The sequence below is a fragment of the Variovorax sp. PAMC28562 genome (assembly GCF_014303735.1).
Taxonomy (GTDB): Bacteria; Pseudomonadota; Gammaproteobacteria; order Burkholderiales; family Burkholderiaceae_C; genus Variovorax.
The window spans coordinates 3,453,629-3,478,426 of the sequence record NZ_CP060296.1 but is presented as its reverse complement, the minus strand read 5'-3'; the positions used below and the strand labels follow the sequence as shown (position 1 = coordinate 3,478,426).

Genomic DNA, 24,798 nt, shown 5'->3' with positions numbered 1-24,798 from the left:
CGGCGTTTGGTTTGACGGCCTATTCCAAAGCGGCCGGGTAAAGATTCAGCAACGGGTCAAGCCTGACGCTGTGCCTACGCAACTCAACCCGCTGCTCGACCGGTTGAAAGCGCCTCGTCGATAGCCTGGTGCAAATGCTCCAGCCCGAACGACACATCGGTAAAAACGCCGTTCACATAAAAAGCCGGCGTGGCGCGCACGTGCAGCCGCTCCGCACCAGCCACCTGCTCCTGCACACGCTGCAGGTAGACGTGGTCGCGCATCTCGTTCTCGAAACGGGGTATGTCGAGCTCCAGCTCTTTCGCGTACTGGTGCAGGTGCTTTTCATCGAGGTGCTGCTGGTGGGCGAACAGCAGGTCGTGCATCTGCCAGAACTTGCCCTGTGCGCCGGCAGCTTCGGCCGTTTCGGCCGCCAGCTCCGCATGGGAATGCACCTCGCGTTGCGGAAAATGACGATAGACGAAACGCAGGTTCGGCCCGAAATGCGCCAGCATGATCTTCAGCGCGGCATGCGCCTGACCGCACGAAGGGCACTCGAAATCTCCGTACTCGACCAGCGTGACGCGAGCCGATTTCGAACCATGAATGTGGTCGGTGGCGCTGTCTGGCGCCAACAAAGGATTGGCCTTGGTGGATGCGGTGTGTGCGTTCATGGAAGTTATTGTGAACCTCCCCCCGCGACGCCGCACCTCCCCGAAAATTTCGTTTCAGCTCGTGACGAGTCCGGGAGGCGCGACGTTCGGTTCACGCGTAACTTCTCGGGATTGCGCCTGCGTCAAGCTGCAGCCCGGTGGGACGTCTTGCGTCACCCACACGTTGCCACCGATGGTCGCGCCCTTGCCGATCGTCACCCGCCCGAGGATGGTCGCGCCGGCGTAGATGACGACCTCGTCCTCGAGCACCGGATGCCGTGGCAAGCCTTTCTTGAGATGCCCTGCGCCATCGGTCGGAAAGCGTTTGGCCCCCAAGGTGACCGCCTGATAAAGACGCACGCGTTCGCCGATGACGGCCGTCTCGCCGATCACGACACCCGTCCCATGGTCGATGAAAAACCCGGCGCCGATCTGCGCGCCCGGGTGAATGTCGATCCCGGTCTGTGCATGCGCCCGTTCGGCGACGATGCGTGCCAGCAAGGTCAGGCCCAGCTTGTACAGCGGGTGCGCCATGCGGTAGTGGATCATCGCCAGCACGCCGGGATAGCACAGCAGGACCTCGTCGACGCTGCGCGCAGCCGGGTCGCCATGAAAGGCTGCCATCACGTCGGTGTCGAGCAACGTGCGAATGCCGGGCAACTCGGCCGCGAATGCGCGGACCCGCTCTTGCGCATCGGCGCTCAATTCAGCCAACTCGGCTGCTGAATGACGCCGCGTGTGGCGCAACTCGAGAGTCGCCTGTGCATGAAGTTGATGCAGCGCGGCATCGAGCGTGTGGGCCACGTAAAAGTCTTCGCTCTCCTGCCGAAGATCCGTGGGGCCGAGCCGCATCGGAAAGAGCGCGCCCGTCAGCGCCTCGACCACTTCGGCCATCACGTCGCGCGACGGCAATTCGCGCTCACCGCCCTCTTGCGATCGCTTTTGAGATTCACGCCAATTGCGCCGCACCTGATGCAGACCGCTCACGATCTCGTCAACCTGAAACCCTGCCATAGGCTGCCCCCGTACCTGTTTTGATGGACGTCGATTCTGAATGCGCAGAGCATCCCACTATTGGCCGGCCCCCGCTGCCGTGGGCCGAATGAGCCCATGAGCGGCAGACCCATAGGGATCAGGTCCCTGTCAATCCCGGATTTCGAGCGCGCGATTTACCCGCAGGGCGATCAACGTACAAATCGCACCGGACAGCAGGTACACGCTGACGGCGACCAGTCCAAAACGGGCCGACAGGCCAAGCGCAACCAGCGGCGCGAAAGCCGCGCCGATGAGCCACGCGAGATCGGATGTGAGCGCGGCGCCGGTGTAGCGGTATTGCGCCTCGAAGTTGGCCGTGACCGCGCCCGCCGCCTGGCCGTAAGACAAGCCGAGCAGCCCGAAGCCGACCAGGATGAAGAGGTCTTGCAACATCGGACCGCCACCGAGCAGCCAGGGCGCGAAAAGACTGAATGCGCCGATGAGGATGGCGAGCGTACCTAGCGTGTTTCTGCGCCCGTAACGGTCCGCGATCCAACCGGAAACGACGACAGCCGCAACGCAGATCACCGCGCCGTACATCTGGATCTCAAGCACGTCTTCGACGGTTTGGGTCGAGTACAACGTCATCCAAGAAAGCGGAAACACGGTCACCAAATGGAAGAGCGCGTAGCTCGCCAGCGCGGCGAAGGCGCCGATGAAAAGATTGGGGCCGCGCGCCTTCAACAACGCACCGACCGGCACCGGCTCCAATTTGTTTTCTTTCAGCAGATGCTCGTACTCGTTGGTCACCACGAGCCGCAGCCGGGCAAAGAGTGCCACGACGTTGATCGCAAACGCCACATAGAACGGGTAGCGCCAGCCGTAATCCAGAAAGTCCATCGCCGAAAGGTTGGCATACAAAAACAGGAACAGTCCGCTGGCGATGATGAAACCGATGGGCGCACCGAGCTGCGGAATCATGGCGTACCAACCGCGACGGCTGCGCGGCGCGTTAAGGGCCAACAGGGACGACAGGCCGTCCCACGAACCGCCCAACGCCATGCCTTGGCAAAACCGCAGAATCGACAACAGCACGATGGAAGTAAAACCGAGGCTCACGAAGCCCGGCAGGAAGGCCATCCCCGCCGTCGAAAAACCGAGCAGGAACAAAGCAGCCGTCAGCTTGATGCCCCTTCCGTAGCGCTTCTGGATGACCATGAACGCCATGGTTCCGATCGGCCGCGCAATGAAGGCGAACGAGAAGACCACGAACGAGTACAGCGTGCCTTCGAGGCGCTGGGCAAAAGGAAAGAAGACCGCCGGGAAAACCAAAACCGAAGCAATACCGTATACAAAGAAGTCGAAGTACTCGGAAGCACGACCAATGATCACCCCGACCGCGATCTCGCTCGGTGCGATGCCCGAATGGTTGGCCGTCACACGGCGGGTGTCTTCCTCCATGCCCTGTGGCGAAAGATCGTTATGTTGCTGACTGACGCTGGACATCGTTCTTGCTCGTGTTTGAGGATGGGTTTCGTTCGCCCGGATGCGATAGGTTCGCACTGGTTGGGGAAAGTTGCCATAGGACAAAACGTCCAATGCCAAGAATAGCCCGATCGGCGTAGATTCTGCGAATTATCAAGACCGAGTCCACTTTAAATTGTCCGGTATGACCCAGCTCAAGAAACTTCGCGGATTACTTCTTCTGCCCGCCATTGCACTCCTGTCGGCTTGCAACATGGTGTCCATGAACCCTTCGGGCGACATTGCTGTCCAGCAGCGCAACCTGATCATCACGTCGACGCTGCTGATGTTGCTCATCATCGTTCCGGTGATCGTGCTGACGGTGGTTTTCGCGTGGCGCTACAGAAAATCGGCCGCCAACGCGCATGCCGATTACCGCCCTGACTGGAACCACTCGACCCAGCTCGAACTGGTCATCTGGGCAGCGCCGCTGCTGATCGTGATCGCCTTGGGCGCGCTGACCTGGATCAGCACTCACACGCTCGACCCCTACCGCCCCCTGGCGCGGCTGGACGCGGAGCGAAGCATTCCGGCAGACGTCAAGCCGCTGGTCGTCGAAGTGGTGGCACTCGACTGGAAGTGGCTGTTCATCTACCCCGAACAAGGAATCGCCATGGTGAACGAGATGGCCGCGCCGGTTGACCGGCCCATCAGTTTCAAGATCACTGCATCGTCGGTAATGAATTCATTCTTCATTCCTGCACTCGCTGGGCAAATCTACGCCATGCCCGGCATGGAGACCAAGCTGCACGCTGTGATCAACAAGCCAGGCGCCTTCGACGGTTTTTCAGCGAACTACAGCGGCGCCGGCTTTTCCGGCATGCGCTTCAAGTTCCACGGCATGAGCACGGCCGAGTTCGACAAGTGGGTCGAAACCGCCAAGGCCGACAAAACGGAATTGACCCGCGATGGCTACAAGCAGCTCGAACAGCCCAGCGAGCGCGACCCGGTACGTCGGTATGCCACCGTGGCAACCGGACTGTACGAAGCCATCCTGAACCGCTGCGTCGAGAACAACAAGATGTGCATGAAAGAAATGATGGCAATCGACGCAAGGGGTGGTCTCGGCATTCCTGGCGCGGTCAACTTGGCCTCGAGTGCTTCTGCTGCCCGCCCGGCACCCGGCGTCGACCCAAAGCCCGCACGGCTGTACGTCGGTGCGATGTGCACCGCCCGCGACTATCCGGCAGACATCGCGCTGTCTCCCGCGGACCGTCCGCTCTGACGAGCATCCGCATCGCGCGACTGCCCTCAAAGCTACTTCAACCCGATTGCCTCTCACTGCGCCGCATTGCGCAGCCTAATTTTCGTCACCCGGACCCACGATGTTCGACCATCTAGATATTACGAAGCTCGTCTTCGGCCGCCTTACTTGGGACGCGATCCCTTTTCATGACCCGATCTTGCTGGTGACCTTCATCGCCATCGGACTCGGCGGCGCAACGATGCTTGGCGCCCTGACCTATTTCCGCGTATGGGGCTACCTCTGGCGCGAATGGTTCACCAGCATCGACCACAAGAAAATCGGGATCATGTACATCATTCTGGGTCTGGTGATGCTGCTGCGCGGCTTCTCCGACGCCATCATGATGCGCTTGCAACAAGCCGTCTCCTTCGGCGATTCGGTGGGTTACCTGCCGCCCCATCACTACGACCAGATCTTCACCGCGCACGGCGTGATCATGATTTTCTTCGTCGCCATGCCGCTGATCGCGGGGTTGATGAATTTCGCAGTACCGTTGCAAATCGGCGCACGCGACGTTGCATTCCCGTTTCTCAACAACCTGAGTTTCTGGATGACGGCCAGTGGCGCCGTTCTGGTCATGATGTCGCTGTTTTTCGGCGGCTTCGCGCGCACCGGCTGGCTGGCCTATCCACCGCTCTCGGGGATTGCCTACAGCCCAGACGTAGGGGTCGATTACTACATCTGGTCATTGCAGGTCGCGGGCATCGGCACGCTGCTGTCGGGCATCAACCTGATCGCGACGATCGTCAAGATGCGCGCACCGGGCATGGGTCTGATGAAGATGCCCATCTTCACCTGGACCGCGCTCTGCACCAACGTGTTGATCGTCGCCGCCTTCCCGGTGCTGACCGCCGTCCTCGGGTTGTTGGCGCTCGACCGCTACGTGGGCACTGCGTTCTTCTCCAACGACTTCGGTGGCAACGCCATGATGTACGTCAACCTGATCTGGATCTGGGGTCACCCGGAGGTCTACATCCTGATCCTGCCGTTGTTCGGCGTGTTCTCCGAAGTGGTCTCGACCTTCTCGGGCAAGCGCCTGTTCGGCTACGCCTCGATGGTCTACGCGACGATCGTCATCACGATCCTGTCCTACCTGGTCTGGTTGCATCACTTCTTCACCATGGGTTCGGGTGCCAGCGTCAACTCGTTCTTCGGCATCACCACGATGATCATCTCCATCCCGACCGGGGCGAAGATATTCAACTGGCTGTTCACCATGTACCGCGGCCGCATCCGCTTCGAGGTGCCGATGTTGTGGACCATCGGTTTCATGATCACCTTCACGATCGGCGGTATGACCGGGGTGCTGCTTGCAGTGCCTCCAGCCGACTTCGTGTTGCACAACAGCCTGTTCCTGGTGGCCCACTTCCATAACGTGATCATCGGCGGCGTGGTGTTCGGTGCGTTTGCCGGCATCAACTACTGGTTCCCCAAGGCGACCGGCTACAAGCTCGATCCGTTCTGGGGCCGGGTGTCGTTCTGGTTCTGGATCACCGGCTTCTGGTTCGCGTTCATGCCGCTCTACGTGCTGGGCCTGATGGGCGTGACGCGCCGTATGAGTCACTTCGACGACCCGTCACTCCAGATCTGGTTCCAGATCGCCGCCTTCGGCGCGTTCCTGGTCGCACTCGGCATCCTGTCGATGCTGATCCAGTTCTACGTGACCTTCCGCGACCGCGCAAAACTGCGTGACACCACCGGCGACCCGTGGGATGGCCGTACGCTCGAATGGTCGACCTCGTCACCGCCGCCACCGTACAACTTCGCCTTCACGCCGCAAGTCCATGACGGCGATGCCTGGACCGACATGAAGAAGAGGGGCTACGTGCGGCCGCTGCAAGGCTTCATTCCCATCCACATGCCCAAGAACACCGGCGCCGGCATCATTCTGGCCGGGCTCAGCGCGGTATTCGGTTTTGCGGCAATCTGGCACATGTGGCCACTCGCCGCCCTGTCCTTCCTTGCCATCGTGGTCGTCGCCATCGGCCACACCTTCAACTACAAGCGCGAGTTCTACATCGGTGCGGACGAAGTCTTCCGCATCGAAAGCGAACGTACGCAACTGCTGGCCAGCCATGTCTGAGTTCACTGTTTCCCCACCGCCCGGCACCATGGCTGAAAAAGTCAGTACGCCCGCCAATCTGCGATTTTTCGTAGCCGAAGAGGTACACCCGGAAAACGGCACGTTGCTCGGTTTCTGGCTCTACCTGATGAGCGACTGCCTCATCTTTGCCGTGCTGTTCGCGGTCTATGCGGTGCTGGGCCGCAACTACGCCGCCGGCCCCTCGGGCGCAGACCTGTTCGACCTGCCGCTGGTGGCGCTGAACACTTCGATGCTGCTGCTGTCGTCCATCACCTATGGCTTTGCCATGCTCGAGATGCAGCGCAAGCGGCTGCGACCGGTGTTGGCCTGGCTCGCGGTTACCGGCCTGCTGGGCGCCGCCTTCATCGGCCTTGAACTGTATGAATTCGCGCACCTCATCCACGAAGGCGCTGGACCCCAACGCAGCGCATTCTTGTCGTCGTTCTTCACGCTGGTCGGCACGCACGGCTTGCACGTGGCCTTCGGTATCGTCTGGCTCGTGACGCTCATGGTCCAGGTATCGCGCGGCGGCCTGATCCTGGAGAACCGTCGGCGACTGATGTGCCTTTCGATGTTCTGGCACTTCCTGGACGTCGTCTGGATCGGCGTCTTCACCTTTGTCTATCTGATGGGATCCCTGCAATGAGCGCACACATCGAAGCAACTTCACCTCACGGACCGCACGACGGACACCACGAAGACGACGCTGGTGGTCCGCACAGCACATTCAACGGGTACATGACCGGATTCGTGCTGGCGGTCATCCTGACTGCGATCCCGTTCGCGATCGTCATGGGCAAGGTATTCGACAAGTCGAGCACCACGGCATTCGTCATCCTTGCATTGGCTGCGGTTCAGATCGTCGTTCACATGATTTACTTCCTGCACATGAGCACCAAGACAGAAGGCGGGTGGTCGTTGCTGGCGCTGGTCTTCACGTTGGTGCTGGTCGTGATCACGCTCAGCGGCTCGATCTGGGTGATGTACCACCTGAACTACAACATGATGCCGCCGTCCATGCAGGAAATGAAGAACATGCCTTGAAGCGAATTGCACTGGCCAGTTGCGCGTTCCTGGTTTTTGCCGGATTCATTGCGCTTGGCATCTGGCAGATAGAGCGATTGGCCTGGAAGCTCGATCTGATTGAACGGGTCAACCAGCGTGTTCACCTCCCTGCCACCTCACCGCCGACAATGGCGCAGTGGGCGGAAGTGAACAATTCCGATGACGAGTACAGGCACGTGAAGCTCAGAGGAGAGTTTCTGTACGAGCGCGAAACTTTAGTCCAAGCCAGTACCAAACTCGGAAGCGGTTTTTGGGTGCTGACGCCTTTGCGCCGCACCGACGGTAGCGCGATCCTCGTCAATCGCGGGTTCGTGCCACCCGACGAAGTCGATCGTGCAAAGCGCAAGACCACCGAATCCGTCGGCGAGGTCGATGTCACGGGCCTGCTGCGCATGACCGAACCCCGTGGCGGTTTCCTGAGACACAACGACCCTGCCGCTAACCGCTGGTTCTCGCGCGATGTGGCGGCCATCGCGACTGCGCGCAACGTGGCCGATGCAGCACCTTTTTTTGTCGACGAAGATGCCCCGTCGACAGAGACTGACCTTCAATGGCCCCGCGCGGGTCTCACCGTGATTGCGTTCTACAACAACCATCTGGTCTACGTGTTCACCTGGTTTGCGCTGGCGCTAATGACCGCTCTCGCTGGCTGGTGGTTCGTCCGCGAAGAACGCACACCACGCCTCGGCTGATCTCATGACGAGCCCCACGGAAGCTGTCGGTGCGGGACGTTTCGACGATGCCAGCGGCTTGAAGAACATGCAGCAGCTGATCCAGTTGCGCTGGATCGCGGTGGTCGGCCAACTTGTCACGATCGAAGTCGTGTACTACGGCTTCGGCATCAGTCTGCCGATTAACCTCATGCTCGCCGTGCTGGCCGGCCTCACCGCGTTCAACCTTGCGAGCCTGTTGCGCTGGCGTGTGCCGCGAGCGGTCACCAAGACCGAACTCTTCGTCTCACTGCTGGTCGACGTCGGCGCCCTGACTGCACAGCTCTACCTGAGCGGCGGTGTCACCAATCCCTTTGTTTTTCTGTACCTGCTGCAGGTCACCCTGGGAGCCGTACTGCTCGATGCGTGGTCCGTCCGCACGATGGTCGGCATTACCACTGCGTGTTTCGTCGGCCTTGCGGTGTTTGGCCGGCCCCTGCCGCTTTCCTCCGACCTGAGCCACGGTCTGTCCAGCCCGTACCTGCAGGGCATGTTGATCTGCTTTGCGCTGAATGCGGGCTTGCTGGTGGTCTTTATCACACGCATCAACGGCAATTTGCGCGAGCGCGATGCGCGGCTGTCAGACCTGCGCCAGCGTGCCACCGAAGAAGAGCACATCGTGCGCATGGGCCTGCTCGCATCGGGTGCGGCGCACGAACTCGGCACGCCGCTCGCCACGCTGGCCGTGATCCTCGGCGACTGGCGGCGCATGCCGGCTTTCACAGCCGATGCCGAGCTGTTGCAGGAGGTCGGCGAAATGCAGGCACAGGTGCAGCGCTGCAAGACCATCGTGAGCGGCATCCTGCTGTCGGCCGGCGAAGCGCGTGGCGAGTCGTCCGTCAAGACGACCATCTGCACCTTCCTCGACGACCTGGCCGAAGAGTGGCGCACCACGCGCAACAGCCGCGTCTTCGTCTACCGCAACCTCTTCGCGCCCGACATGCCGATGGTGTCGGACTCGGCCCTGAAGCAGATGGTGTGCAACGTCCTCGACAACGCCATCGAGGCTTCGCCGCACGGCGTGGGCCTGGACGTGACGCACGATGTCGCAGCCAACGCATTGACGTTGACGGTCACCGATGCGGGTCCCGGGTTCCCGCGAGAAATGCTGGCCCAGTTCGGCAAGCCTTACCAGTCGAGCAAGGGACGTACCGGCGGCGGACTCGGGCTGTTCCTCGTCGTCAACGTGGCGCGCACGCTGGGTGGCAGCGTGGTGGCGCGCAACCGGCCCGAAGGCGGTGCCGTGGTGACGATCACCTTGCCTCTGGCAGCGATCACCCTCGAAGAAGAAGACGAAGAAGATCACGACGATGACGATGGAAACTGAACGCCTGCTGCTCATCATCGAAGACGACGCCGCCTTCGCCCGGACGCTCGGCCGCTCCTTCGAGCGGCGCGGCTACGCTGTGATGCTCGCGACGAGCCTCGATTCGGCGCTTGCGCTGGTGGAAGGCGATGGTCATGAGGGCAACGACGAAACGTCGGGCCGAACGCCCGGCTACGCCGTGGTCGACCTCAAGCTGAACGGCGAAGCATCGGGCCTGGCCTGCGTTCGCGCGCTGCATGCGCACGACCCCGACATGCTCATCGTGGTGCTGACCGGCTTCGCCAGCATCGCGACCGCTGTCGAGGCCATCAAGCTCGGTGCCTGCTACTACCTGGCGAAACCGTCGAACACCGATGACATCGAGGCCGCCTTCGGCCGAGCGGCGGGCAATGCCGAAGTCGAACTGACCAACCGCTCATCGTCGATCAAGACCCTCGAATGGGAGCGCATTCACGAGACGCTGGCACAGACCGGCTTCAACATCTCGGAGACCGCGCGGCGGCTCGGAATGCACCGCCGCACGCTGGCGCGCAAGCTCGAGAAGCAGCAGGTCAAGTAAGCGCAGCGCAGCGGCCCAACTCGCCCGCCTACCATGCGGCAGGCACCGCGTTCGCGTCTTACGCCGCGGCGTTTGCTCAGTCGAAGCGTCGCTGGCTCAACCTGCAACAACTTCGAAGCCCGGATCGAAGATGGCTCTGACGTCGAGGTGCTGCTTGATGAGCCCGACCTGCTGATAGAAATCGGCCGTGCCCTGCTGGTCGGAAATGACCTTGGCATCGACCGCGACCCATTTCTGCTGGCGCCGTTCGAACTGCAGCCTGGCCGCCTCCACCGGAATGCCGATGATGCGTGCCATCGTTGCCGAGTAGGCATCGACGTTGCGGTACGACCAGAGTTGCGCTCGCGTCAGGCGCTGCATGAAGTCTTGCAGCACTGGCCGCTTGGCGGCGATGGCCGACTCGGTCGCGGCGACGAAGCCAAGACCAGGCAGCAGGCTGCGACCGTTCACCAACACGCGTGAGTGCCCCGTGGTTTCGGCCAGCGCGGTATACGGTTCCCACGTCGCCCAAGCATCGACGGAGCCTTGGGTCAGCGCGAGCTTGGCATCGGGCGGGGCCAGGAAGCGAAAGGTCACGTCTTCGGGCTTAAGGCCGGCCCGGATGATCCCCTTGAGCGCCACGTAGTGCCCGATCGATCCGCGGTTGGTCGCGATGCTCTTGCTCCTGAGATCGGCCGCCGTCTTCAACGGTGAGTCTGGCCGCACGAGCACTGCCGTGCCGTAGGAATCCGAGCGACTGACACCGATGGCCTTCACGCGCGCGCCCGCCGCCAGCGCAAAGACCAGCGGTGCATCGCCGATGGGGCCGAGGTCGACCGCATGCGCGTTGAGCGCTTCGGCCAACGGTGCAGCCGCGGGGAACTCCGACCACTGAATGTCGTAGGTCACACCGTCGAGCGCGTTGGCGGCTTCGAGCAAGGCGCGCAGGCCGCCTTTTTGGTCGCCGGCTTTCAGCAACGGACGCGTTTGCGCTCCGAGAGAAAGGGCCGGTAGCGCGATGGCGGCTGCCACGCCATGGAGCGCACGACGGCGATTGATCGGGGTCGGAATCAAAGTCCAGTGGCGGGTCATGTCGGATTTCAATCCAGCAGTTCTGGTTCGGCTTCGACCAGGCCTTCGAACAGGCTCTCGAACGAATGCAGCGCGCCTTCGGATCCGCCGATCTGTCCATGCGTATGACGCGCCACCGCATCGTCGATCGGCTGCGGCGCACCGGCAGCTTCGGCCAGCAGTTGCGTGTGGCAGGCGTTGTCGAGCGCGATGTACCACCACGCGGCGGCCTCGACGGTCGGGCCAGCGGTCAGGATGCCGTGGTTCTTCAGGATCGCGCCCTTGCGGTCCCCCAATGCTTTCGCGATGCGCAGACCTTCGCTCTCGTCGACCACCATCCCGGTGAAGTCGCTGAACAGCGCGACGTCGTCATGAAACACACAGGTGTCCTGCGTCAGCGTGTCGAGCTTGCGGCCGAGTGTCGACCAGGCTTTGCCGTAGGTCGAGTGCGTGTGGGCGGCGGCGATGATCTTCGGGTTGTGTTCGTGGATGGCAGCGTGAATCGCGAAGGCCGCCTTGTTCAGCGGGCGGTCGCCGATGACTGTCTGGCCCTTGGCGTTGACCAGCAACAGGTCGGAGACCTTGATGCGCGAGAAGTGCAAGCCCAGCGGATTGACCCAGAAATGATCGGTCAACTCAGGGTCACGTGCGGTGATGTGACCTGCAAGACCTTGCGCGAAACCGAAGCGCGCGAACAGGCGGAATGCGCCGGCCAGCCGCTCCTGTCGATGCCGGCGTTCGGCTTCGACCGTCGGCCTTACCGCGGGCGCATCGAACCAATACTTCTGTTGCGGGTTCGGGTTGAGCTTGAGGCGCGTAATGCCGCGATCGATGAAGAGAACTTCACTCATGTTCACGCTGCCTTCCGTTGCGAGGCAAGCCGTTGCGCGACCAAATCCCGCGTCCGCGGAATCAACTCGCGCCCATAGTCCGTCGCGTCTTCCAGCGGATCGAAGCCGCGAATCAGGAAGGTCGTCACGCCAAGGTCGTAGTAATCGAGCAAGGCATCTGCCACCTGCTCGGGCGTGCCGACCAGCGCGGTGCTGTTCGATCGCCCACCGATCTCCTGCGCCACTGCGGTCCACAGCCGCTTGTCGACGCGCGGCCCTTTGTCGGCAGCGGCCAGCAAACGCTTGGCGCCTTCGCTCTGCTGCGGTCCACCGCGGCCGAAGCCCTGCACCACGCGGAGCCGTCGCGTCTCTTCGAGGATGCCGTCGGCGCGTGCCCAGGCGTGGTCTTCGGTCTCGGCAAGGATGGGACGGAACGACACCGAGAAGCGGACCGTGCGCCCATGTTTTGCTGCCTCGGCACGCACCCGCGTCGTCAGCTCGCGCGCCTGATCAAGTGATTCGCCCCACAGCGCATAAACGTCCGCATGCTTGCCTGCGACCGGAATCGCCGCATCGGAAGCACCACCGAAATACACGGGTACATGCGGCTTGCCGTTCAAGGTCTGCAACGGCTTGACTTCGGAGAAAGCGCCGACAGCGCTGTAGTGCGCGCCCTTGTGATCGAAGGGTTTGTCGGCCGTCCAGACCTTGCGCAGCACCTCCAGGTATTCGTCGGTTCGGGCATAGCGCTGGTCGTGATCGAGCCAGTCGCCGTCACGCTTTTGCTCATCGTCGGAGCCGCCGGAGATGTAGTGGACGCCGAGCCGGCCACCGCTGAACTGGTCGAGCGAGGCGAACTGCCGCGCCGCCAGCGTAGGCGACACGAAGCCGGGTCGATGCGCGAGCATGAAGTGAATGCGCTCGGTCACCGACGCCGCGTAGGCGACGGTGAGCGTGGCATCTGGTCCGGTCGAATGGTGTGGCACGAGCACGCGGTCGAAGCCCGCCTGCTCGTGGGCTTGCGCGAAGGCGCGCACGTAGTCGCGGTCGATCGCCGGGCCTTGGGCCGCGTGCGTCTCGGAGACTTTCTGGGTCTGGATCATGCCGATGAATTCGATATCGTTTTGCCGCATGGGGGTTCCTCTGGGGTGATGAAATAGGAGAGGCGTTCAGGCCGTCGGCGCGCGCAACACGCGCTCGAAACTGCGGTCCCACAGCGGACGCACATCGGTGGGCGCATCGAGCACGCCGATCTTCAAAAAGGTGTCGGCCACGTCCTGGTGGCTGCGAATCACGGCGTCGTCGACAGCGGCCAGGCTGTAGTCGCCACTGCGCCCGTTGAAGAGTTCGACGATGTCTCCGACGGGTACGCGCGTCTCGGCCGATTGCGCCTGCGCGTAGGCCAGGAAGTTGCCGTTGATCCACGCAAACGAGCGTTGCAACCGTTGCAGGAAGTCGGCGATGGCGGCGCGTCGCAAGGGGTCATCGATCGTGCGCGGATTGGCGTAGATCGGGAAGTTTCCCGACAGGTAGCCGACGCCCGTCTTGATGGTGCGTGCGCCGTACTGCGTGCGCGCCAGCTGGCCGTTGTAGCCGTAGATGGCCCAGGCATCGAGGTCGCCGCGCGCGAAGGCCGAGAAACCATCGGACGGCGTCAGGCTGATGGCCTGGATGTCGGCGAAGCTCAGGCCAGCCTCGGCCAGTTGCTTTGCCAGGTAATAGTGCGAGGTGGTCGCGCGAACGTAGCCGACGCGCTTGCCCTTGAGATCGGCGATGCTGCGAATGGGCGCGTCCTTGCGCGCCAGCGTGGCCTGGTTGTTCAGGTCTTCGTGCGTGACGGCGATGAGTTTCACCTGCGCTTTCTGGCGCGCCGCGAAGACAGGCGGGATCTCGCTGCCCGATCCGACATCGAGTGCATCGCCGTTGATGGCCTCGATGTGCAGGCCGCCGTTGTTCAGCTCGCGCCAATCGATCTTGTAGGGCGTGTCGGCCTGTCCTGAGGCTTGCAGCAACGGGCGCCACAAGCCTTTGTAGGTGCCGATGCGCAGCGTGACGCCGCGCAGGTCGGGCGCGGCGGCCTGGGCACCGGTTGCGCTCCAGCTCGAAGTTGCCGCGGCGCCCCAGGCCGCGGCGGCGACTTGCAGCAGGCGACGACGCGATGCGAACGGCGAATCGACGCGAGGTTCGGATGAGAGAGGTTTCATGATGCATCACCGTACCGGCGCGACGGGCAAAAGGGAACGCAGAAAAACGCGTTTGCTTATGCGCGATGCGTCGTTCCCGGTTCCCGCTTGCATCGCTATCTTCAGCGGTCATGAGTGCCCTACCCTTGCGCCGCGCTGCGACCGCGACTCCCTCTTCTTTCGATGCCGCCGCCGATCCCATCGAAGCGGTTCGAAAGCTGCAATCGATCGACGCGGATCTGCTCGCACGACTGTCCTCGCAGTTCGCCGCCACCGCAGCCGACTTCGATCTCAGCGGCGCCTTTCCGCACGAGAACTTCGATGCGCTGCAGGCCGCCGGGCTGGTGGCGCTGGTCGCTCCAGTCGCATACGGCGGCGGCGGCGCATCGCTCGGCACGGCCCGGCGTGTAGTCTCCGCCGTGGCGCGCGGCGAGCCGGCGACCGCCCTCATCCTCATGATGACGTGGTTGCAACACCAAGGCATCGGACGAGCCGACAGCCGCTGGCCGGCGCATCTGCGCGAGCGTGTTGCGCGCGATGCGGTCTCGCACGGTGCGCTCATCAATGCATTGCGGGTCGAGCCGGCGCTGGGCTCGCCAGCACGCGGCGGCCTGCCCGCTACCACGGCGCGACGCGAAGGCACTGGCGCCGATACCGTCTGGAAACTGAACGGCCACAAGCTCTACACGACGGGCATCGAAGGCCTGGGCTGGCTGTCGGTCTGGGGCCGCACGGACGACGAGATCGATCCACGCGTGGGCGTGTTCCTGGTGCCGCGGGATGCGCCCGGCGTGCGCGTCATCGCGAGTTGGGACCACCTCGGTTTGCGCGCCTCTGGTAGCCACGAAGTGGTGTTCGAAGACGTCGAAATTCCGCTCGACCAGGCCGTCGATCTGCGCGCGCCTGCCGACTGGGCGCCGGACGCTGGCAGCCAGACCGACATCGACGCCCACGCCACGCAACAGGCCTGGATGATCGTGCTGCTGGGAAGCCTCTACGACGCGGTGGCGCAGGCCGCACGCGACTGGCTGGTCAACTTCTTGAATCACCGTGCGCCGGGCAACCTCGGCGCAGCGCTGTCGACGCTGCCGCGAATGCAGGAAGCCGTTGGAGAAATCGAAGCGCTGCTGCGGACCAGCCGCGTCTTGCTCGACGATGCCGCAGCCGCCGTCGATGCCGGGCATGCACAGCCGGCCGCCGACAGCGGACTCGTGAAGTACACGGTCACGAACAACGCAATCCGCGCCGTGGAGATCGCGCTGCAGCTCAGCGGCAACCACGGTCTCGCGCGGCACAACCCGCTGGAGCGGCACTACCGCGACGTGCTGTGCAGCCGCATCCACACACCACAGAACGATGCGATCCTGGTGGCGGCGGGCAAGCGAGCCATTGTGCAAACCGTGTGATGAACACCCGGCGCGTGATACTCCGGACATGACAGAACTCTCCACCAGCGCACTCACATTCGAACAGGTGCGCGCCCGCTTGTTGGCACGCGAAGAAACCGCCTTGCTCGACCTGCGCGAAGAACACCCTTTTGCCCAGGAACATCCGCTGTGGGCGGCGAACCTGCCGCTCGCCCGCATCGAAGCCGATGCGCAGCGGCGTATTCCACGACTCGACACCGTCATCGTCCTCTACGGCGAGCAGGACGGCGAAGACCTGGTGGCAGACGCCGCCGGCCGGTTCGGCGCTCTCGGCTACACGCAAGTGCATCGATTAGAAGGCGGCCTCGACGGCTGGCGCAATGCCGGCGGCGAGCTGTTCCGCGATGTCAACGTGCCAAGCAAATCGTTCGGTGAACTCGTCGAACACGAGCGCCACACCCCTTCGCTTTCCGCCGAAGCAGTGAAGGCGCTGATCGACGCAAAAGCTGACGTCGTCGTGCTCGACGCGCGCCGCTTCGACGAGTACCAAACCATGAGCATCCCGACCGCGACCAGCGTGCCGGGTGCCGAGCTGGTGCTGCGTGTGCGCGAACTGGCGCCCGACCCGGCCACGCGCGTGATCGTGAATTGCGCGGGACGCACGCGCAGCATCATCGGCACGCAGTCGCTGGTGAATGCGGGCATTCCCAATCCGGTGACCGCGCTGCGCAACGGGACGATCGGCTGGAAGCTGGCCGGCCAGGTGTTGGACCAGGGCGCGCAGAAACGAGCGCCAGACGTGGTCAGCGATGCGCATCGCGCGCAGGCCCGCGCAGACGCGAGGCGCGTCGCCGATCGCGCTGGCGTGCGCCGGATTTCGCTCGATGCCATCGACTCGCTCGAAGCACCCGACCGCACGGTCTATCGCTTCGACGTGCGCACGCCCGAGGAATATGCCGTAGCGCATCTGCCGACCTTCGCCAGCGCACCCGGCGGTCAGTTGGTGCAGGAGACGGATCACCATGTTCCGGTGCGCGGTGCCCGCATCGTGCTGGCCGACGACGACGGTGCGCGTGCGCCCATGACCGCTTCGTGGCTCGCGCAAATGGGCTGGGATGTCTACGTGGTCGCCGCGCCTGCGGCAGACGCGTTCAGTGAAGCCGGCCCGCCGTTCGATGCAGCCGCCGCCCGCCCTGCGCCCAACCCGCATCGCTACCGACGCCCTTACGAAGGCACCGATGCGCCGCCCGAAGCCATGCAGGCGTATCTCGATTGGGAGTACGGCCTGGTCGCGCAACTCGCACGCGATGGCACGCACCACTTCGAAGTGATCTGACGCCAATCGAAGGGCGCTGCCGCTGCCCATGCCTTTGCTTCCGCTTCCGCTTCTGCTTCCGCTTATGCCGCCGGCAACTATGCATCTGACGAAACGGTCGTTTGCCGATCGCTCTTGCGCCACCAGAATCTCGCCCTTTGCTCTTTGATCAAAGGCTCCGCGATGCGTGCTCACCCTGTCTTCAAACCCTTCCTCACGAAGCTCGCAACGTTCGCCTCCGCACTTGCGCTCGCACTGGCAACGGCAACGCTCGCTCTCCCCATCCAGGCGCAGACCTTCCCGACCAAGGCGGTCCACATCACAGTCGCCAACACGCCCGGCAGTTCACCCGACGTGCTGGCGCGCTCGCTCGCGATGCGACTCGCCGAGCAGTGGAAGCAACCCGTGGTCGTGGACAACCGCGCCGGCGCCGCCGGAATCCTCGCGGCCGACGCGTTGACCAAGTCCCCGGCCGATGGCTACAGCCTGCTGGTCGGTGCCGACGGGCCGATCACCATCCTGCCGAACATCCAGCACGACCTGCCCTACGACGCACAGCGCGATCTGTTGCCGGTGGTCTCGCTCGGCCAGATCGACTTCGTGCTGGTGGCCAATCCGAAGACCGGCTTTCATTCGCTCGCCGACTTCGTGCGTGCCGCCAAGGCGCAGCCCGGCCGCTACAACTTCGCTTCGGCCGGCAATGGCAGTCCGCAGCAACTGGCCATGGAAATATTGAAGGCGCGCGCCGGCATCTATGCAACGCACATTCCCTACCGCGGTGGGCCGCTGGGCTTGCAAGACGTGATCGGCGGACAGGTCGACGTGATGTTCATCGCCGTCGGTCCAGCAATGCCGCACATCCGCACCGGTCGGCTGGTCGCGTTGGGTTCCACAGGCGAGCGTCGGCATGCATTGCTGCCCGACGTGCCGACCGTTGCGGAAAGCTATGCGGGCTATCGCGCAGGGACGTGGTTCGGCCTGTTCGCGCCGGCGCACACGCCGCAGGTCGTGATCGATGCCATTGCTGCCGACGCCGGTCGCATCGTGCAGTCTCCTACGGTGCGCGCCGAGTGGGCGGCGCAGGGTATCGAAGCGACCGGCCAACCGCAACGCGAGTTTCAAAAGCAGGTCGCCGCGGAATACGGGCGCTATGCGCAGATCGTGAAAGCGGTCGGCATCAAAGCGGAGTAGCCCGCGAATGACAGACCGTCTTGCGCATCAGAGCTTGGCGATCGACACCTCGGTCGACTTCACCAGCGCCACCACATCGGAACCCGGCTTGAGCTGCAGCTCGTCGACCGAACGCGTCGTGATGACCGAGGTCACGATGCCCCAGGCCGTTTCGACATCGACCTCGGACACCACGTCGCCGCGGATGATCTCCTTGATCTTTCCCTTGAACTGGTTGCGTACGTTGATGGCTTGAATGGACATGAAAGACTCCTTGGAAATTGAATGAACGCCGGGGCTAGACAGCCCACCTGAGCGCGTGCGCTGGACCATCGGCCCAGCGCGTGTCGTTGGCCGGATCAGACGGTTCGGCGATCTCTGCATCGGGCTTTTGCAGTACGCGATCGAGGATGCGTTTCTCGATGGCTGCAAACGCCGGGTCGCCCTGCGAGCGCGGCCGGGCCAGCGCGATGTTCTCGTCCAGCGCAATGCGTCCGTCTTCGATCAGGATGACGCGATCGGCCAGCGCCACCGCCTCCTGCACATCGTGCGTGACCAACAGCGCGGTAAAGCGATGCTGCTGCCACAGGTTCTCGATGAGCCGGTGCATTTCGATGCGGGTCAGCGCGTCGAGCGCGCCCAGCGGCTCGTCGAGCAGCAGCAAGCGCGGGTGATGCACCAGCGCGCGCGCCAACGCGACGCGCTGCCGCTGCCCGCCCGAGAGGCGCGCCGGCCATTCGTTCTCCCGATCGGCCAGCCCGACCTGCGCCAGCACTTCGCGGCCGCGCGAGCGCAACGCGGTCGGCAGCCCGAGCGTGACGTTGTCGAGCACGCGACGCCACGGCAACAGACGCGCCTCCTGAAACATGATGCGGGTGTCGTCGTGCAGCCCGTCGATCTTTCGGCCGTTGGTGCTGAGCGTGCCGTCCGAGGCCGGCTCCAGTCCGGCGACCAGCCGCAGCAGCGTGCTCTTGCCGCAACCGCTACGCCCGACGATGGCGATGAACTGGCCAGGCGCGATGTCGATCTGTGTATTGCGCAGCACTTCACGCGTGCCGTAGCGTTTGTGCACGCCACGGATTTCGAGCCGCACGCCGCCAGCATTGGTTCTTGCATTCATTTCAACCCCTTGGTTTGAAGAGCGGTACATCGAGTGCATCGAGCTTCTTCGGCAACAGCTTTTCGACGAAGAACGCATCGGCGATGCGTTGCTGTTCCGTCAGCAGTCCGGGCACGACGGGGCGCACGGCATAGCTGCGACGGCCATTCGCGCGTTCGACGATGGCGGTATCGATGCCCCACACGGGCGCCAGCAAGGCCGCTGCTTCTTTCGGGCTTTGCTTGACCCATCTGCCGGCCTTTTCGAGCTCGACATACAGCACTTCAAGCACATCGGGCCGAGCGTCTGCAAAGCGCGTCGCGGCCAGGTAGTAGCGCTGGTAAGACGCGATGCCGGTGCCATCGGCGATCACCCGCACGGACGACTGCTGCTGCGCGGCGGCGAGGAACGGGTCCCACACCACCCAGGCGTCGATCGCGCCCTTCTCGAAGGCGGCGCGGCCGTCGGCCGGCGTGAGGTAGGCGGGCTCTATGTCCTTGAAAGACAGCCCGGCTTTGGCGAGCGCGGCGATCAGCAGGTAGTGCACGCCGGCCGCTTTTGCGAAACCAACTTTCTTGCCCTTGAGATCGGACACCGACTTGATCGGTGAATCGGCCCGGACAACGATGGCTTGCGCCCCCGGCGACGGCGCCTCTTGCGCTACGAAAGTCAGCTTGGCGCCAGCCGCCTGCGCGAACACAGGCACCGTGTGGGGCACGTCGGCGCTGACATCGAGGTTGTCGAGATTGAGCGCTTCGAGCAGCGGCAAGCCACTGGTGAACTCGTGCCAGCTCACCTTGACACCCAGCGGCGCCAGCCGACGCTCCAGCGTGCCCTGGGTCTTGAGCACGACGATCAACGTCGACGACTTTTGATAGCCGATGCGGACCGTGGCGGATGTGGTTTGCGCAAAGGCCGATGTCGATGCAGATGCAGATGCAGATGCAGATGCAGATGCAGCGAGTGCTGCCAGCGTGCCGAGTGCGCTTCTGCGCGTAAATGAACGAGATGCAGTCATGGTTTGTGGGTCGATCACTTGGCTTGGTAACCCGGATGCCATCTCAGCCACCAGCTTTCCAGCCCGCGCGCAAACAAATCGGCGGCCTTGCCCAGCAGCGCATAAAGAAGGATGCCGACCAGCACGATGTCGGTCTGCAAGAACTCGCGGGCGTTCATCGTGAGATAGCCGATGCCCGATTGCGCCGAGATCGTTTCGGCCACGATCAGGATCACCCACATCAAGCCGAGCGAGAAGCGCAGGCCGACCAGGATCGACGACAGCGCGCCCGGCAGGATCACCTCGCGGTAAAGCTGCCAGCGGGTCAGGCCATAGGTGCGGCCCATCTCGATCAACTGCGGATCGACGTTGCGGATGCCGTGAAAAGTGTTGAGGTAGATCGGAAAGAACACCGACACCGAGATCAAGAACAGCTTTGCCGTCTCGTCGATGCCGAACCACAGGATGACGAGCGGGATCAGCGCCAACGCAGGGATGTTGCGCACCATCTGGATGGTCGAGTCGAGCAGTGTCTCGAAGAACTTGACCGAACCGGTGAGCAGGCCCAACCCGAGGCCCAGGCTACCGCCGATGGCGAGCCCGCCGAGCGCGCGGCCGGCACTCACCTTGACGTGCGTCCACAACTCGCCCGATGCGGCCAGCGTCCACGCGGCCTGCAGCACGGCGAGTGGCGCGGGCAGCACGCGCGTCGACAACCAGCCGAGCGACGAGGCGATCTGCCACGCGACGATCAACGTGACGGGCACCAACCAGGGAATCAAACGTGCCCCGACGGCTGCCGCAAAGCCGCGCACAGTGAATGCAATCGCCTGCGCATCCGCTGCCGTATTGGCGGCCGTCTCGCGCTGCACCCGCAACGGCAGCTTCCGTACTTGTTCGTTCATGAGCCGACTCAACTTTGAGATTGCAAACGCGATGGCGCATCGAGATTGGCGACCACCTCGCCGAACGGTCCGGTCAGCGAGCAACCGGCAAGGCGTGACGACAACTGCGTTTGGGCCCGGCGCGACAACAACGGAAACACCAGTTCCGCGAAGCGATACGCCTCTTCCAGATGCGGATAGCCCGACAGGATGAAGTTGTCGAGCCCGAGCGCCGCGTACTCCTCGATGCGCGCCGCAACCGTCTTCGCATCGCCTACCAAGGCCGTGCCCGCGCCACCGCGCACCAGTCCGACGCCGGCCCAAAGGTTCGGCGAAATCTCCAGGTCGGCACGCGTGCGTTTGGCGCCGCCGGCATGCAGCGCGGCCATGCGGCGCTGGCCTTCGGAATCCATCTTGGCGAACACCGCTTGCGCCTTGATCACGGTCGCGTCGTCGACGCGGCTGATGAGCGACTCGGCCGCGCGCCAGGCTTCGTCGTCAGTCTCGCGGACGACTACATGCAGCCGAATGCCGAACTTGACGGTGCGGCCTTTGCGCGCCGCGCGAGCCCTGACGTCGGCGATCTTCTTGGCGACCTCGGCAGGCGGTTCGCCCCATGTCAGGTACGTGTCGACCTGCTCGGCCGCGAGCTCGTGCGCCGCTGCCGACGAGCCACCGAACCACACTGGCGGATACGGCTTCTGCATGGGCGGGAACAGCAGCTTGGCGCCCTTCACGCTCAGGTGCTTGCCTTCGTAGTCGAAGCTCTGCCCGTCGTGGCTGCGCGTGATGATCTCGCGCCAGATGCGAATGAACTCGGCAGACTGTTCGTAGCGCGCTGCATGGTCGAGGTACACGCCGTCGCCTTCGAGCTCGGACTGGTCGCCGCCCGTCACGAGGTTGACAAGCACCCGCCCACCGGAGAGCCGGTCGAAGGTCGCGGCCATGCGCGCGGCCAGGCTGGGCTGGTGCAAACCGGGGCGCACGGCGACGAGAAACTTCAAGCGCTTGGTCGAGCCGATCAGGCTGGCAGCGATGACCCACGGGTCTTCGCACGAGCGGCCGGTCGGGATCAACACGCCCTCGTAGCCGAGGCTGTCCGCTGCGCCGGCCACTTGCTGCAGGTAGTCCAGGTCGACGGCGCGCGCGCCTTCGGCCGTACCGAGGTAGCGGCTGTCGCCATGGGTCGGCAAGAACCAGAAAATTTGCATCGTCATATCGATTCCGCCTTCACGCGAGGTTGGCCGACGCGGCGTCGAGCACGTTGATCTTCTTGGGGATCAGCTTCAGCTCGAAAAAGGTGTCGGCGATCTTTTGCTGCTCGCCGAGGATGGCTTTGGTGATCGGGCCGATGCCGTAGGCCGCGCGGCCCACCGACACCTCGACGACCGGCTTCGGCAAGCCCCATAGCGCAGACAGTTCGGTCGCGAGTTCGCCCTTGTTCGCGGCGCCCCACACGTCGATCTTGTTGAGCTCTTCGGTTGCAATGGCGAGCACGTCGGCGTTCTTGGCGACGTAGTCGAGCGACGAGAAGTAATAGCCGCGATTGCCCACCACGCCGCTCGCGTCGGCCAGGATGTGCGCGTCCAGCGACTGTTGCGCGGCGGCCAGGAACGGGTCCCAGATCACCCACGCATCGATTGAGCCTTTTTCGAAGGCGGCACGCGCATCGGGCGGCGGCAAAAAGACGAGGTTGAGGTCGGCGTAGCTCAGGCCCGCCTTCTCGGCCAGCTTGACGATGAAGTAGTGAACGTTCGAGCCCTTGTTGAGCGCGACCTTCTTGCCCTTGAGATCGGCAGCCGTACGGATGGCCGAGCCCTTCGGCACCAGCACGGCCTCCGCACCGGGCCGCGGCACGGTGGCAGCGACGTAGGCCAGCGGTGCGCCCGCCGCCTGCGCGAAGATGGGCGGCGCCTCACCGACATCGCCGAAGTCGATCGAGCCGACGTTGAGCGCTTCGAGTTGCACCGGGCCGGCATTGAACTCGGTCCACTTGACCGAAACACCCAAGGGCGCAAGCCGCTTTTCGAGCGTACCGCGACCCTTCAGGATGTTGAGCGTGCCCTTCTGGTTACCGATGCGAAATTGGCGCGACGGCGCTTGCGCGAGTGCGGCGAACGACGGCAACGCGATGGCAGCTGCTAAGCCCTGCACCAGGCGGCGACGCGGAATGGAAACGATGGTTGTCATGGGTCGGTTTCTTTCAGGCAAAGGCAGTCCCGCACCGCGCTTCGGCGGCGTTGCGAGACATCTGTACGGATCGGTGCAGAGGCGGCTGGGATTGCCGCGCCTGCTTGCTTCTGCTCGGCTACTTTTGCTTAGCCGCGTAGATCTGATCGAAGGACGCACCGTCGGCAAAGTGCGCCTTGTCCGCTTTGGCCCAACCACCGAAAGCATCGTCGATGGTCACCAAAGTCAGCTTGGGAAACTGCTTGTCGTACTTGGCCCTGGCCTTCTCCGATGTCGGGCGATAGAAGTTGCGGCCGGCCACGTCCTGGCCTTCGTCTGAGTACAGGTACTTGAGGTATTCCTCGGCGACGGCGCGTGTGCCCTTCTTGTCGACCACCTTGTCGACCACGGTCACGCTGGGCTCGGCCAGGATGGAGATCGAAGGCACCACGATCTCGAACTTCTCGGGGCCGAATTCCTTCAGCGCGAGGAAAGCTTCGTTTTCCCAGGCGAGCAGCACGTCGCCGACGCCGCGCTGCACGAAAGTGATGGTCGAACCGCGCGCGCCGGTGTCGAGCACCGGGACGTTTTTGTAGAGGTTGGCGACGTACTCTTGCGCCTTGGCCTCGCTGCCGTATTTGCGCTTGGCGAACTCCCATGCCGCGAGGTAGTTCCAACGCGCGCCGCCCGATGTCTTGGGGTTGGGCGTGATCACCTGCACGCCTGACTTGGTGAGGTCGTCCCAGTCCTTCAGGCCCTTCGGGTTGCCCTTCTTGACGAGGAACACGATGGTCGATGTGTACGGTGCCGAGTTGTGCGGCAGGCGTTTTTGCCAGTCGGCCTTGACCAGTCCGCCGTGCGTGACGAGTGCATCGATATCACCGCCAAGCGCCAGCGTCGCCACGTCGGCGTCGATGCCGTCGATGATCGATCGCGCCTGCTTGCCCGAGCCGCCGTGCGACTGCTTGACGGTCACGTCCTGGCCGGTCTTGGTTTTCCAGTACGCAGCGAAAGCCTTGTTGTAGTCGACGTACAACTCGCGGGTCGGGTCGTATGACACGTTGAGCAGCGTGACCGATGCCGCGCCCTGCGCGAAGGCGGGCGATGCCGTCAAGCCAGCGAGGGTGAACGCGCTGGCCAGGCCAGCGCCGAAGGAAAGCTTGATAAAGTCGCGGCGAAATTTCATGGTTGTGCTGCTCACAGGCATATCGGTGAAGCTGCGGATTCTGGAACCGGCATATAGAAACTGGAACGACTGAGTTCTCAGTTCTAAATAACGAAATCAACTAAGGGCGCTCCGCGCGACCCAACCACCCCCGAAGGCACCCCAAATGGCAAGAATGGTCCAATGCGTCAAGCTCGGCAAGGAAGCCGAAGGCCTCGACTTTCCGCCTTACCCGGGCGATCTCGGCAAGCGACTCTGGGCGAGCGTCAGCAAAGAGGCATGGGCGGCGTGGCTCAAGCAACAGACCATGCTGGTAAACGAGAACCGGCTCAATTTGGCCGACCAGCGTGCCCGCGAATACTTGAAGCGCCAGATGGAAAAGCACTTCTTCGGCGATGGTGCCGACGTGGTTCAGGGCTATACCCCTCCCACCGCCTGACCGCAATCT

25 protein-coding genes are annotated in these 24,798 nt (G+C 63.4%); 11 read left to right on the top strand and 14 right to left on the bottom strand.

Annotation, left to right across the window (positions count from 1 at the left end; genetic code table 11):
- Positions 1-83 precede the first annotated feature (83 nt).
- The 3 genes from H7F36_RS16340 to H7F36_RS16330 form a co-directional block, all read right to left on the bottom strand.
- Positions 84-653 (bottom strand): DsbA family protein, encoded by a 570-nt coding sequence (locus H7F36_RS16340; protein ID WP_187051802.1) that lies wholly within the window; start codon positions 651-653, stop codon positions 84-86.
- 54 nt (positions 654-707) lie between these two features.
- Positions 708-1,646: a serine O-acetyltransferase EpsC gene (gene epsC, locus H7F36_RS16335; protein ID WP_187051801.1), complete on the bottom strand. Its 939-nt coding sequence runs from the start codon at positions 1,644-1,646 to the stop codon at positions 708-710.
- Between the two features lie 129 nt (positions 1,647-1,775).
- Positions 1,776-3,113, bottom strand: a complete 1,338-nt coding sequence (locus tag H7F36_RS16330) for an MFS transporter (protein ID WP_410003034.1) — start codon at positions 3,111-3,113, stop codon at positions 1,776-1,778.
- A gap of 163 nt (positions 3,114-3,276) precedes the next feature.
- Here H7F36_RS16330 and cyoA point away from each other — a divergent pair, with 163 nt between their 5' ends.
- The 7 genes from cyoA (at position 3,277) to H7F36_RS16295 (ending at position 10,121) form a co-directional block, all read left to right on the top strand.
- A complete protein-coding gene (cyoA, locus tag H7F36_RS16325) occupies positions 3,277-4,356 on the top strand; it encodes a ubiquinol oxidase subunit II (protein WP_187051800.1) in 1,080 nt (359 codons plus the stop codon).
- Between the two features lie 100 nt (positions 4,357-4,456).
- A complete protein-coding gene (cyoB, locus tag H7F36_RS16320; RefSeq protein ID WP_187051799.1) occupies positions 4,457-6,460 on the top strand; it encodes a cytochrome o ubiquinol oxidase subunit I in 2,004 nt (667 codons plus the stop codon).
- Positions 6,461-6,488: 28 nt separating this feature from the next.
- Positions 6,489-7,106, top strand: coding sequence for a cytochrome o ubiquinol oxidase subunit III (gene cyoC, locus H7F36_RS16315; RefSeq protein WP_222620388.1), 618 nt, complete (start codon positions 6,489-6,491; stop codon positions 7,104-7,106).
- A complete protein-coding gene (gene cyoD, locus H7F36_RS16310; protein WP_187051797.1) occupies positions 7,103-7,504 on the top strand; it encodes a cytochrome o ubiquinol oxidase subunit IV in 402 nt (133 codons plus the stop codon). Before cyoC ends, cyoD begins: the two co-directional genes overlap by 4 nt.
- Before the next feature lie 77 nt (positions 7,505-7,581).
- The gene (locus tag H7F36_RS16305; RefSeq protein ID WP_315971422.1) at positions 7,582-8,217 is read left to right on the top strand and encodes an SURF1 family protein; all 636 of its coding nucleotides are present in this window, start codon (positions 7,582-7,584) and stop codon (positions 8,215-8,217) included.
- A 4-nt stretch (positions 8,218-8,221) separates the two neighbouring features.
- Positions 8,222-9,562 carry an ATP-binding protein gene (locus H7F36_RS16300; protein ID WP_187051796.1) on the top strand — a complete coding sequence of 447 codons (1,341 nt, stop codon included), beginning with the start codon at positions 8,222-8,224 and terminating at the stop codon, positions 9,560-9,562.
- The gene (locus H7F36_RS16295; protein ID WP_187055018.1) at positions 9,552-10,121 is read left to right on the top strand and encodes a response regulator transcription factor; all 570 of its coding nucleotides are present in this window, start codon (positions 9,552-9,554) and stop codon (positions 10,119-10,121) included. The genes H7F36_RS16300 and H7F36_RS16295 overlap by 11 nt, the downstream gene beginning before the upstream one ends.
- 96 nt (positions 10,122-10,217) lie before the next feature.
- Here the strand turns inward: H7F36_RS16295 and H7F36_RS16290 are convergent, their stop codons facing one another.
- The 4 genes from H7F36_RS16290 to H7F36_RS16275 are packed head-to-tail and all read right to left on the bottom strand — an operon-like array spanning position 10,218 to position 14,205.
- The gene (locus H7F36_RS16290; RefSeq protein ID WP_187051795.1) at positions 10,218-11,192 is read right to left on the bottom strand and encodes an ABC transporter substrate-binding protein; all 975 of its coding nucleotides are present in this window, start codon (positions 11,190-11,192) and stop codon (positions 10,218-10,220) included.
- Between the two features lie 8 nt (positions 11,193-11,200).
- Complete coding sequence (locus H7F36_RS16285; RefSeq protein ID WP_187051794.1) at positions 11,201-12,022, bottom strand: class II aldolase/adducin family protein; 822 nt, start codon at positions 12,020-12,022, stop codon at positions 11,201-11,203.
- A 2-nt stretch (positions 12,023-12,024) separates the two neighbouring features.
- Positions 12,025-13,134 carry an LLM class flavin-dependent oxidoreductase gene (locus H7F36_RS16280; protein WP_187051793.1) on the bottom strand — a complete coding sequence of 370 codons (1,110 nt, stop codon included), beginning with the start codon at positions 13,132-13,134 and terminating at the stop codon, positions 12,025-12,027.
- Positions 13,135-13,170: 36 nt separating this feature from the next.
- Positions 13,171-14,205, bottom strand: coding sequence for an ABC transporter substrate-binding protein (locus H7F36_RS16275; RefSeq protein ID WP_187051792.1), 1,035 nt, complete (start codon positions 14,203-14,205; stop codon positions 13,171-13,173).
- A 110-nt stretch (positions 14,206-14,315) separates the two neighbouring features.
- Here H7F36_RS16275 and H7F36_RS16270 point away from each other — a divergent pair, with 110 nt between their 5' ends.
- The 3 genes from H7F36_RS16270 to H7F36_RS16260 all read left to right on the top strand — a co-directional run bounded on the left by H7F36_RS16270 (position 14,316) and on the right by H7F36_RS16260 (position 18,057).
- Positions 14,316-15,590, top strand: a complete 1,275-nt coding sequence (locus tag H7F36_RS16270) for an acyl-CoA dehydrogenase family protein (protein ID WP_187051791.1) — start codon at positions 14,316-14,318, stop codon at positions 15,588-15,590.
- Between the two features lie 28 nt (positions 15,591-15,618).
- A complete protein-coding gene (locus tag H7F36_RS16265; protein WP_187051790.1) occupies positions 15,619-16,887 on the top strand; it encodes a rhodanese-like domain-containing protein in 1,269 nt (422 codons plus the stop codon).
- A gap of 162 nt (positions 16,888-17,049) precedes the next feature.
- A complete protein-coding gene (locus H7F36_RS16260) occupies positions 17,050-18,057 on the top strand; it encodes a Bug family tripartite tricarboxylate transporter substrate binding protein (RefSeq protein ID WP_187051789.1) in 1,008 nt (335 codons plus the stop codon).
- A 27-nt stretch (positions 18,058-18,084) separates the two neighbouring features.
- Here the strand turns inward: H7F36_RS16260 and H7F36_RS16255 are convergent, their stop codons facing one another.
- From H7F36_RS16255 to H7F36_RS16225, 7 genes are all read right to left on the bottom strand, one after another.
- Positions 18,085-18,300 (bottom strand): molybdopterin-binding protein, encoded by a 216-nt coding sequence (locus tag H7F36_RS16255; protein WP_187051788.1) that lies wholly within the window; start codon positions 18,298-18,300, stop codon positions 18,085-18,087.
- Positions 18,301-18,334: 34 nt separating this feature from the next.
- Positions 18,335-19,186 (bottom strand): ATP-binding cassette domain-containing protein, encoded by an 852-nt coding sequence (locus tag H7F36_RS16250; protein WP_410003033.1) that lies wholly within the window; start codon positions 19,184-19,186, stop codon positions 18,335-18,337.
- Positions 19,158-20,153, bottom strand: coding sequence for an aliphatic sulfonate ABC transporter substrate-binding protein (locus H7F36_RS16245; protein ID WP_187051786.1), 996 nt, complete (start codon positions 20,151-20,153; stop codon positions 19,158-19,160). Before H7F36_RS16245 ends, H7F36_RS16250 begins: the two co-directional genes overlap by 29 nt.
- Before the next feature lie 14 nt (positions 20,154-20,167).
- Positions 20,168-21,037, bottom strand: a complete 870-nt coding sequence (gene ssuC / locus H7F36_RS16240; RefSeq protein ID WP_187051785.1) for an aliphatic sulfonate ABC transporter permease SsuC — start codon at positions 21,035-21,037, stop codon at positions 20,168-20,170.
- An 8-nt stretch (positions 21,038-21,045) separates the two neighbouring features.
- Entirely contained in the window at positions 21,046-22,227 is a 1,182-nt protein-coding gene (gene ssuD / locus H7F36_RS16235; protein ID WP_187055017.1) for an FMNH2-dependent alkanesulfonate monooxygenase, read from the bottom strand.
- 19 nt (positions 22,228-22,246) lie between these two features.
- Positions 22,247-23,206 carry a sulfonate ABC transporter substrate-binding protein gene (locus H7F36_RS16230; protein ID WP_187051784.1) on the bottom strand — a complete coding sequence of 320 codons (960 nt, stop codon included), beginning with the start codon at positions 23,204-23,206 and terminating at the stop codon, positions 22,247-22,249.
- 118 nt (positions 23,207-23,324) lie between these two features.
- Positions 23,325-24,371, bottom strand: a complete 1,047-nt coding sequence (locus tag H7F36_RS16225) for a sulfate ABC transporter substrate-binding protein (protein ID WP_187051783.1) — start codon at positions 24,369-24,371, stop codon at positions 23,325-23,327.
- A gap of 145 nt (positions 24,372-24,516) precedes the next feature.
- On the opposite strand from H7F36_RS16225, the gene H7F36_RS16220 reads away from it, so the two are divergent.
- Entirely contained in the window at positions 24,517-24,789 is a 273-nt protein-coding gene (locus H7F36_RS16220) for an oxidative damage protection protein (protein ID WP_187051782.1), read from the top strand.
- The last annotated feature ends 9 nt before the right edge of the window (positions 24,790-24,798 follow it).

Bases quoted from the DNA above. Each gene is read 5' to 3' on its own strand.
- H7F36_RS16260 (WP_187051789.1), top strand. From the start codon at position 17,050: ATGCGTGCTCACCCTGTCTTCAAACCCTTCCTCACGAAGCTCGCAACG.
- cyoA (WP_187051800.1), top strand. From the start codon at position 3,277: ATGACCCAGCTCAAGAAACTTCGCGGATTACTTCTTCTGCCCGCCATT.
- H7F36_RS16220 (WP_187051782.1), top strand. From the start codon at position 24,517: ATGGCAAGAATGGTCCAATGCGTCAAGCTCGGCAAGGAAGCCGAAGGC.
- H7F36_RS16330 (WP_410003034.1), bottom strand. From the start codon at position 3,113: ATGTCCAGCGTCAGTCAGCAACATAACGATCTTTCGCCACAGGGCATG.
- H7F36_RS16245 (WP_187051786.1), bottom strand. From the start codon at position 20,153: ATGACTGCATCTCGTTCATTTACGCGCAGAAGCGCACTCGGCACGCTG.
- H7F36_RS16275 (WP_187051792.1), bottom strand. From the start codon at position 14,205: ATGAAACCTCTCTCATCCGAACCTCGCGTCGATTCGCCGTTCGCATCG.
- epsC (WP_187051801.1), bottom strand. From the start codon at position 1,646: ATGGCAGGGTTTCAGGTTGACGAGATCGTGAGCGGTCTGCATCAGGTG.
- H7F36_RS16230 (WP_187051784.1), bottom strand. From the start codon at position 23,206: ATGACAACCATCGTTTCCATTCCGCGTCGCCGCCTGGTGCAGGGCTTA.
- H7F36_RS16290 (WP_187051795.1), bottom strand. From the start codon at position 11,192: ATGACCCGCCACTGGACTTTGATTCCGACCCCGATCAATCGCCGTCGT.
- H7F36_RS16250 (WP_410003033.1), bottom strand. From the start codon at position 19,186: ATGTACCGCTCTTCAAACCAAGGGGTTGAAATGAATGCAAGAACCAAT.
- H7F36_RS16255 (WP_187051788.1), bottom strand. From the start codon at position 18,300: ATGTCCATTCAAGCCATCAACGTACGCAACCAGTTCAAGGGAAAGATC.
- ssuD (WP_187055017.1), bottom strand. From the start codon at position 22,227: ATGCAAATTTTCTGGTTCTTGCCGACCCATGGCGACAGCCGCTACCTC.
- H7F36_RS16280 (WP_187051793.1), bottom strand. From the start codon at position 13,134: ATGCGGCAAAACGATATCGAATTCATCGGCATGATCCAGACCCAGAAA.
- H7F36_RS16340 (WP_187051802.1), bottom strand. From the start codon at position 653: ATGAACGCACACACCGCATCCACCAAGGCCAATCCTTTGTTGGCGCCA.
- H7F36_RS16300 (WP_187051796.1), top strand. From the start codon at position 8,222: ATGACGAGCCCCACGGAAGCTGTCGGTGCGGGACGTTTCGACGATGCC.
- ssuC (WP_187051785.1), bottom strand. From the start codon at position 21,037: ATGAACGAACAAGTACGGAAGCTGCCGTTGCGGGTGCAGCGCGAGACG.
- H7F36_RS16295 (WP_187055018.1), top strand. From the start codon at position 9,552: ATGGAAACTGAACGCCTGCTGCTCATCATCGAAGACGACGCCGCCTTC.
- H7F36_RS16225 (WP_187051783.1), bottom strand. From the start codon at position 24,371: ATGAAATTTCGCCGCGACTTTATCAAGCTTTCCTTCGGCGCTGGCCTG.
- H7F36_RS16285 (WP_187051794.1), bottom strand. From the start codon at position 12,022: ATGAGTGAAGTTCTCTTCATCGATCGCGGCATTACGCGCCTCAAGCTC.
- cyoC (WP_222620388.1), top strand. From the start codon at position 6,489: ATGGCTGAAAAAGTCAGTACGCCCGCCAATCTGCGATTTTTCGTAGCC.
- H7F36_RS16270 (WP_187051791.1), top strand. From the start codon at position 14,316: ATGAGTGCCCTACCCTTGCGCCGCGCTGCGACCGCGACTCCCTCTTCT.
- cyoB (WP_187051799.1), top strand. From the start codon at position 4,457: ATGTTCGACCATCTAGATATTACGAAGCTCGTCTTCGGCCGCCTTACT.
- cyoD (WP_187051797.1), top strand. From the start codon at position 7,103: ATGAGCGCACACATCGAAGCAACTTCACCTCACGGACCGCACGACGGA.
- H7F36_RS16265 (WP_187051790.1), top strand. From the start codon at position 15,619: ATGACAGAACTCTCCACCAGCGCACTCACATTCGAACAGGTGCGCGCC.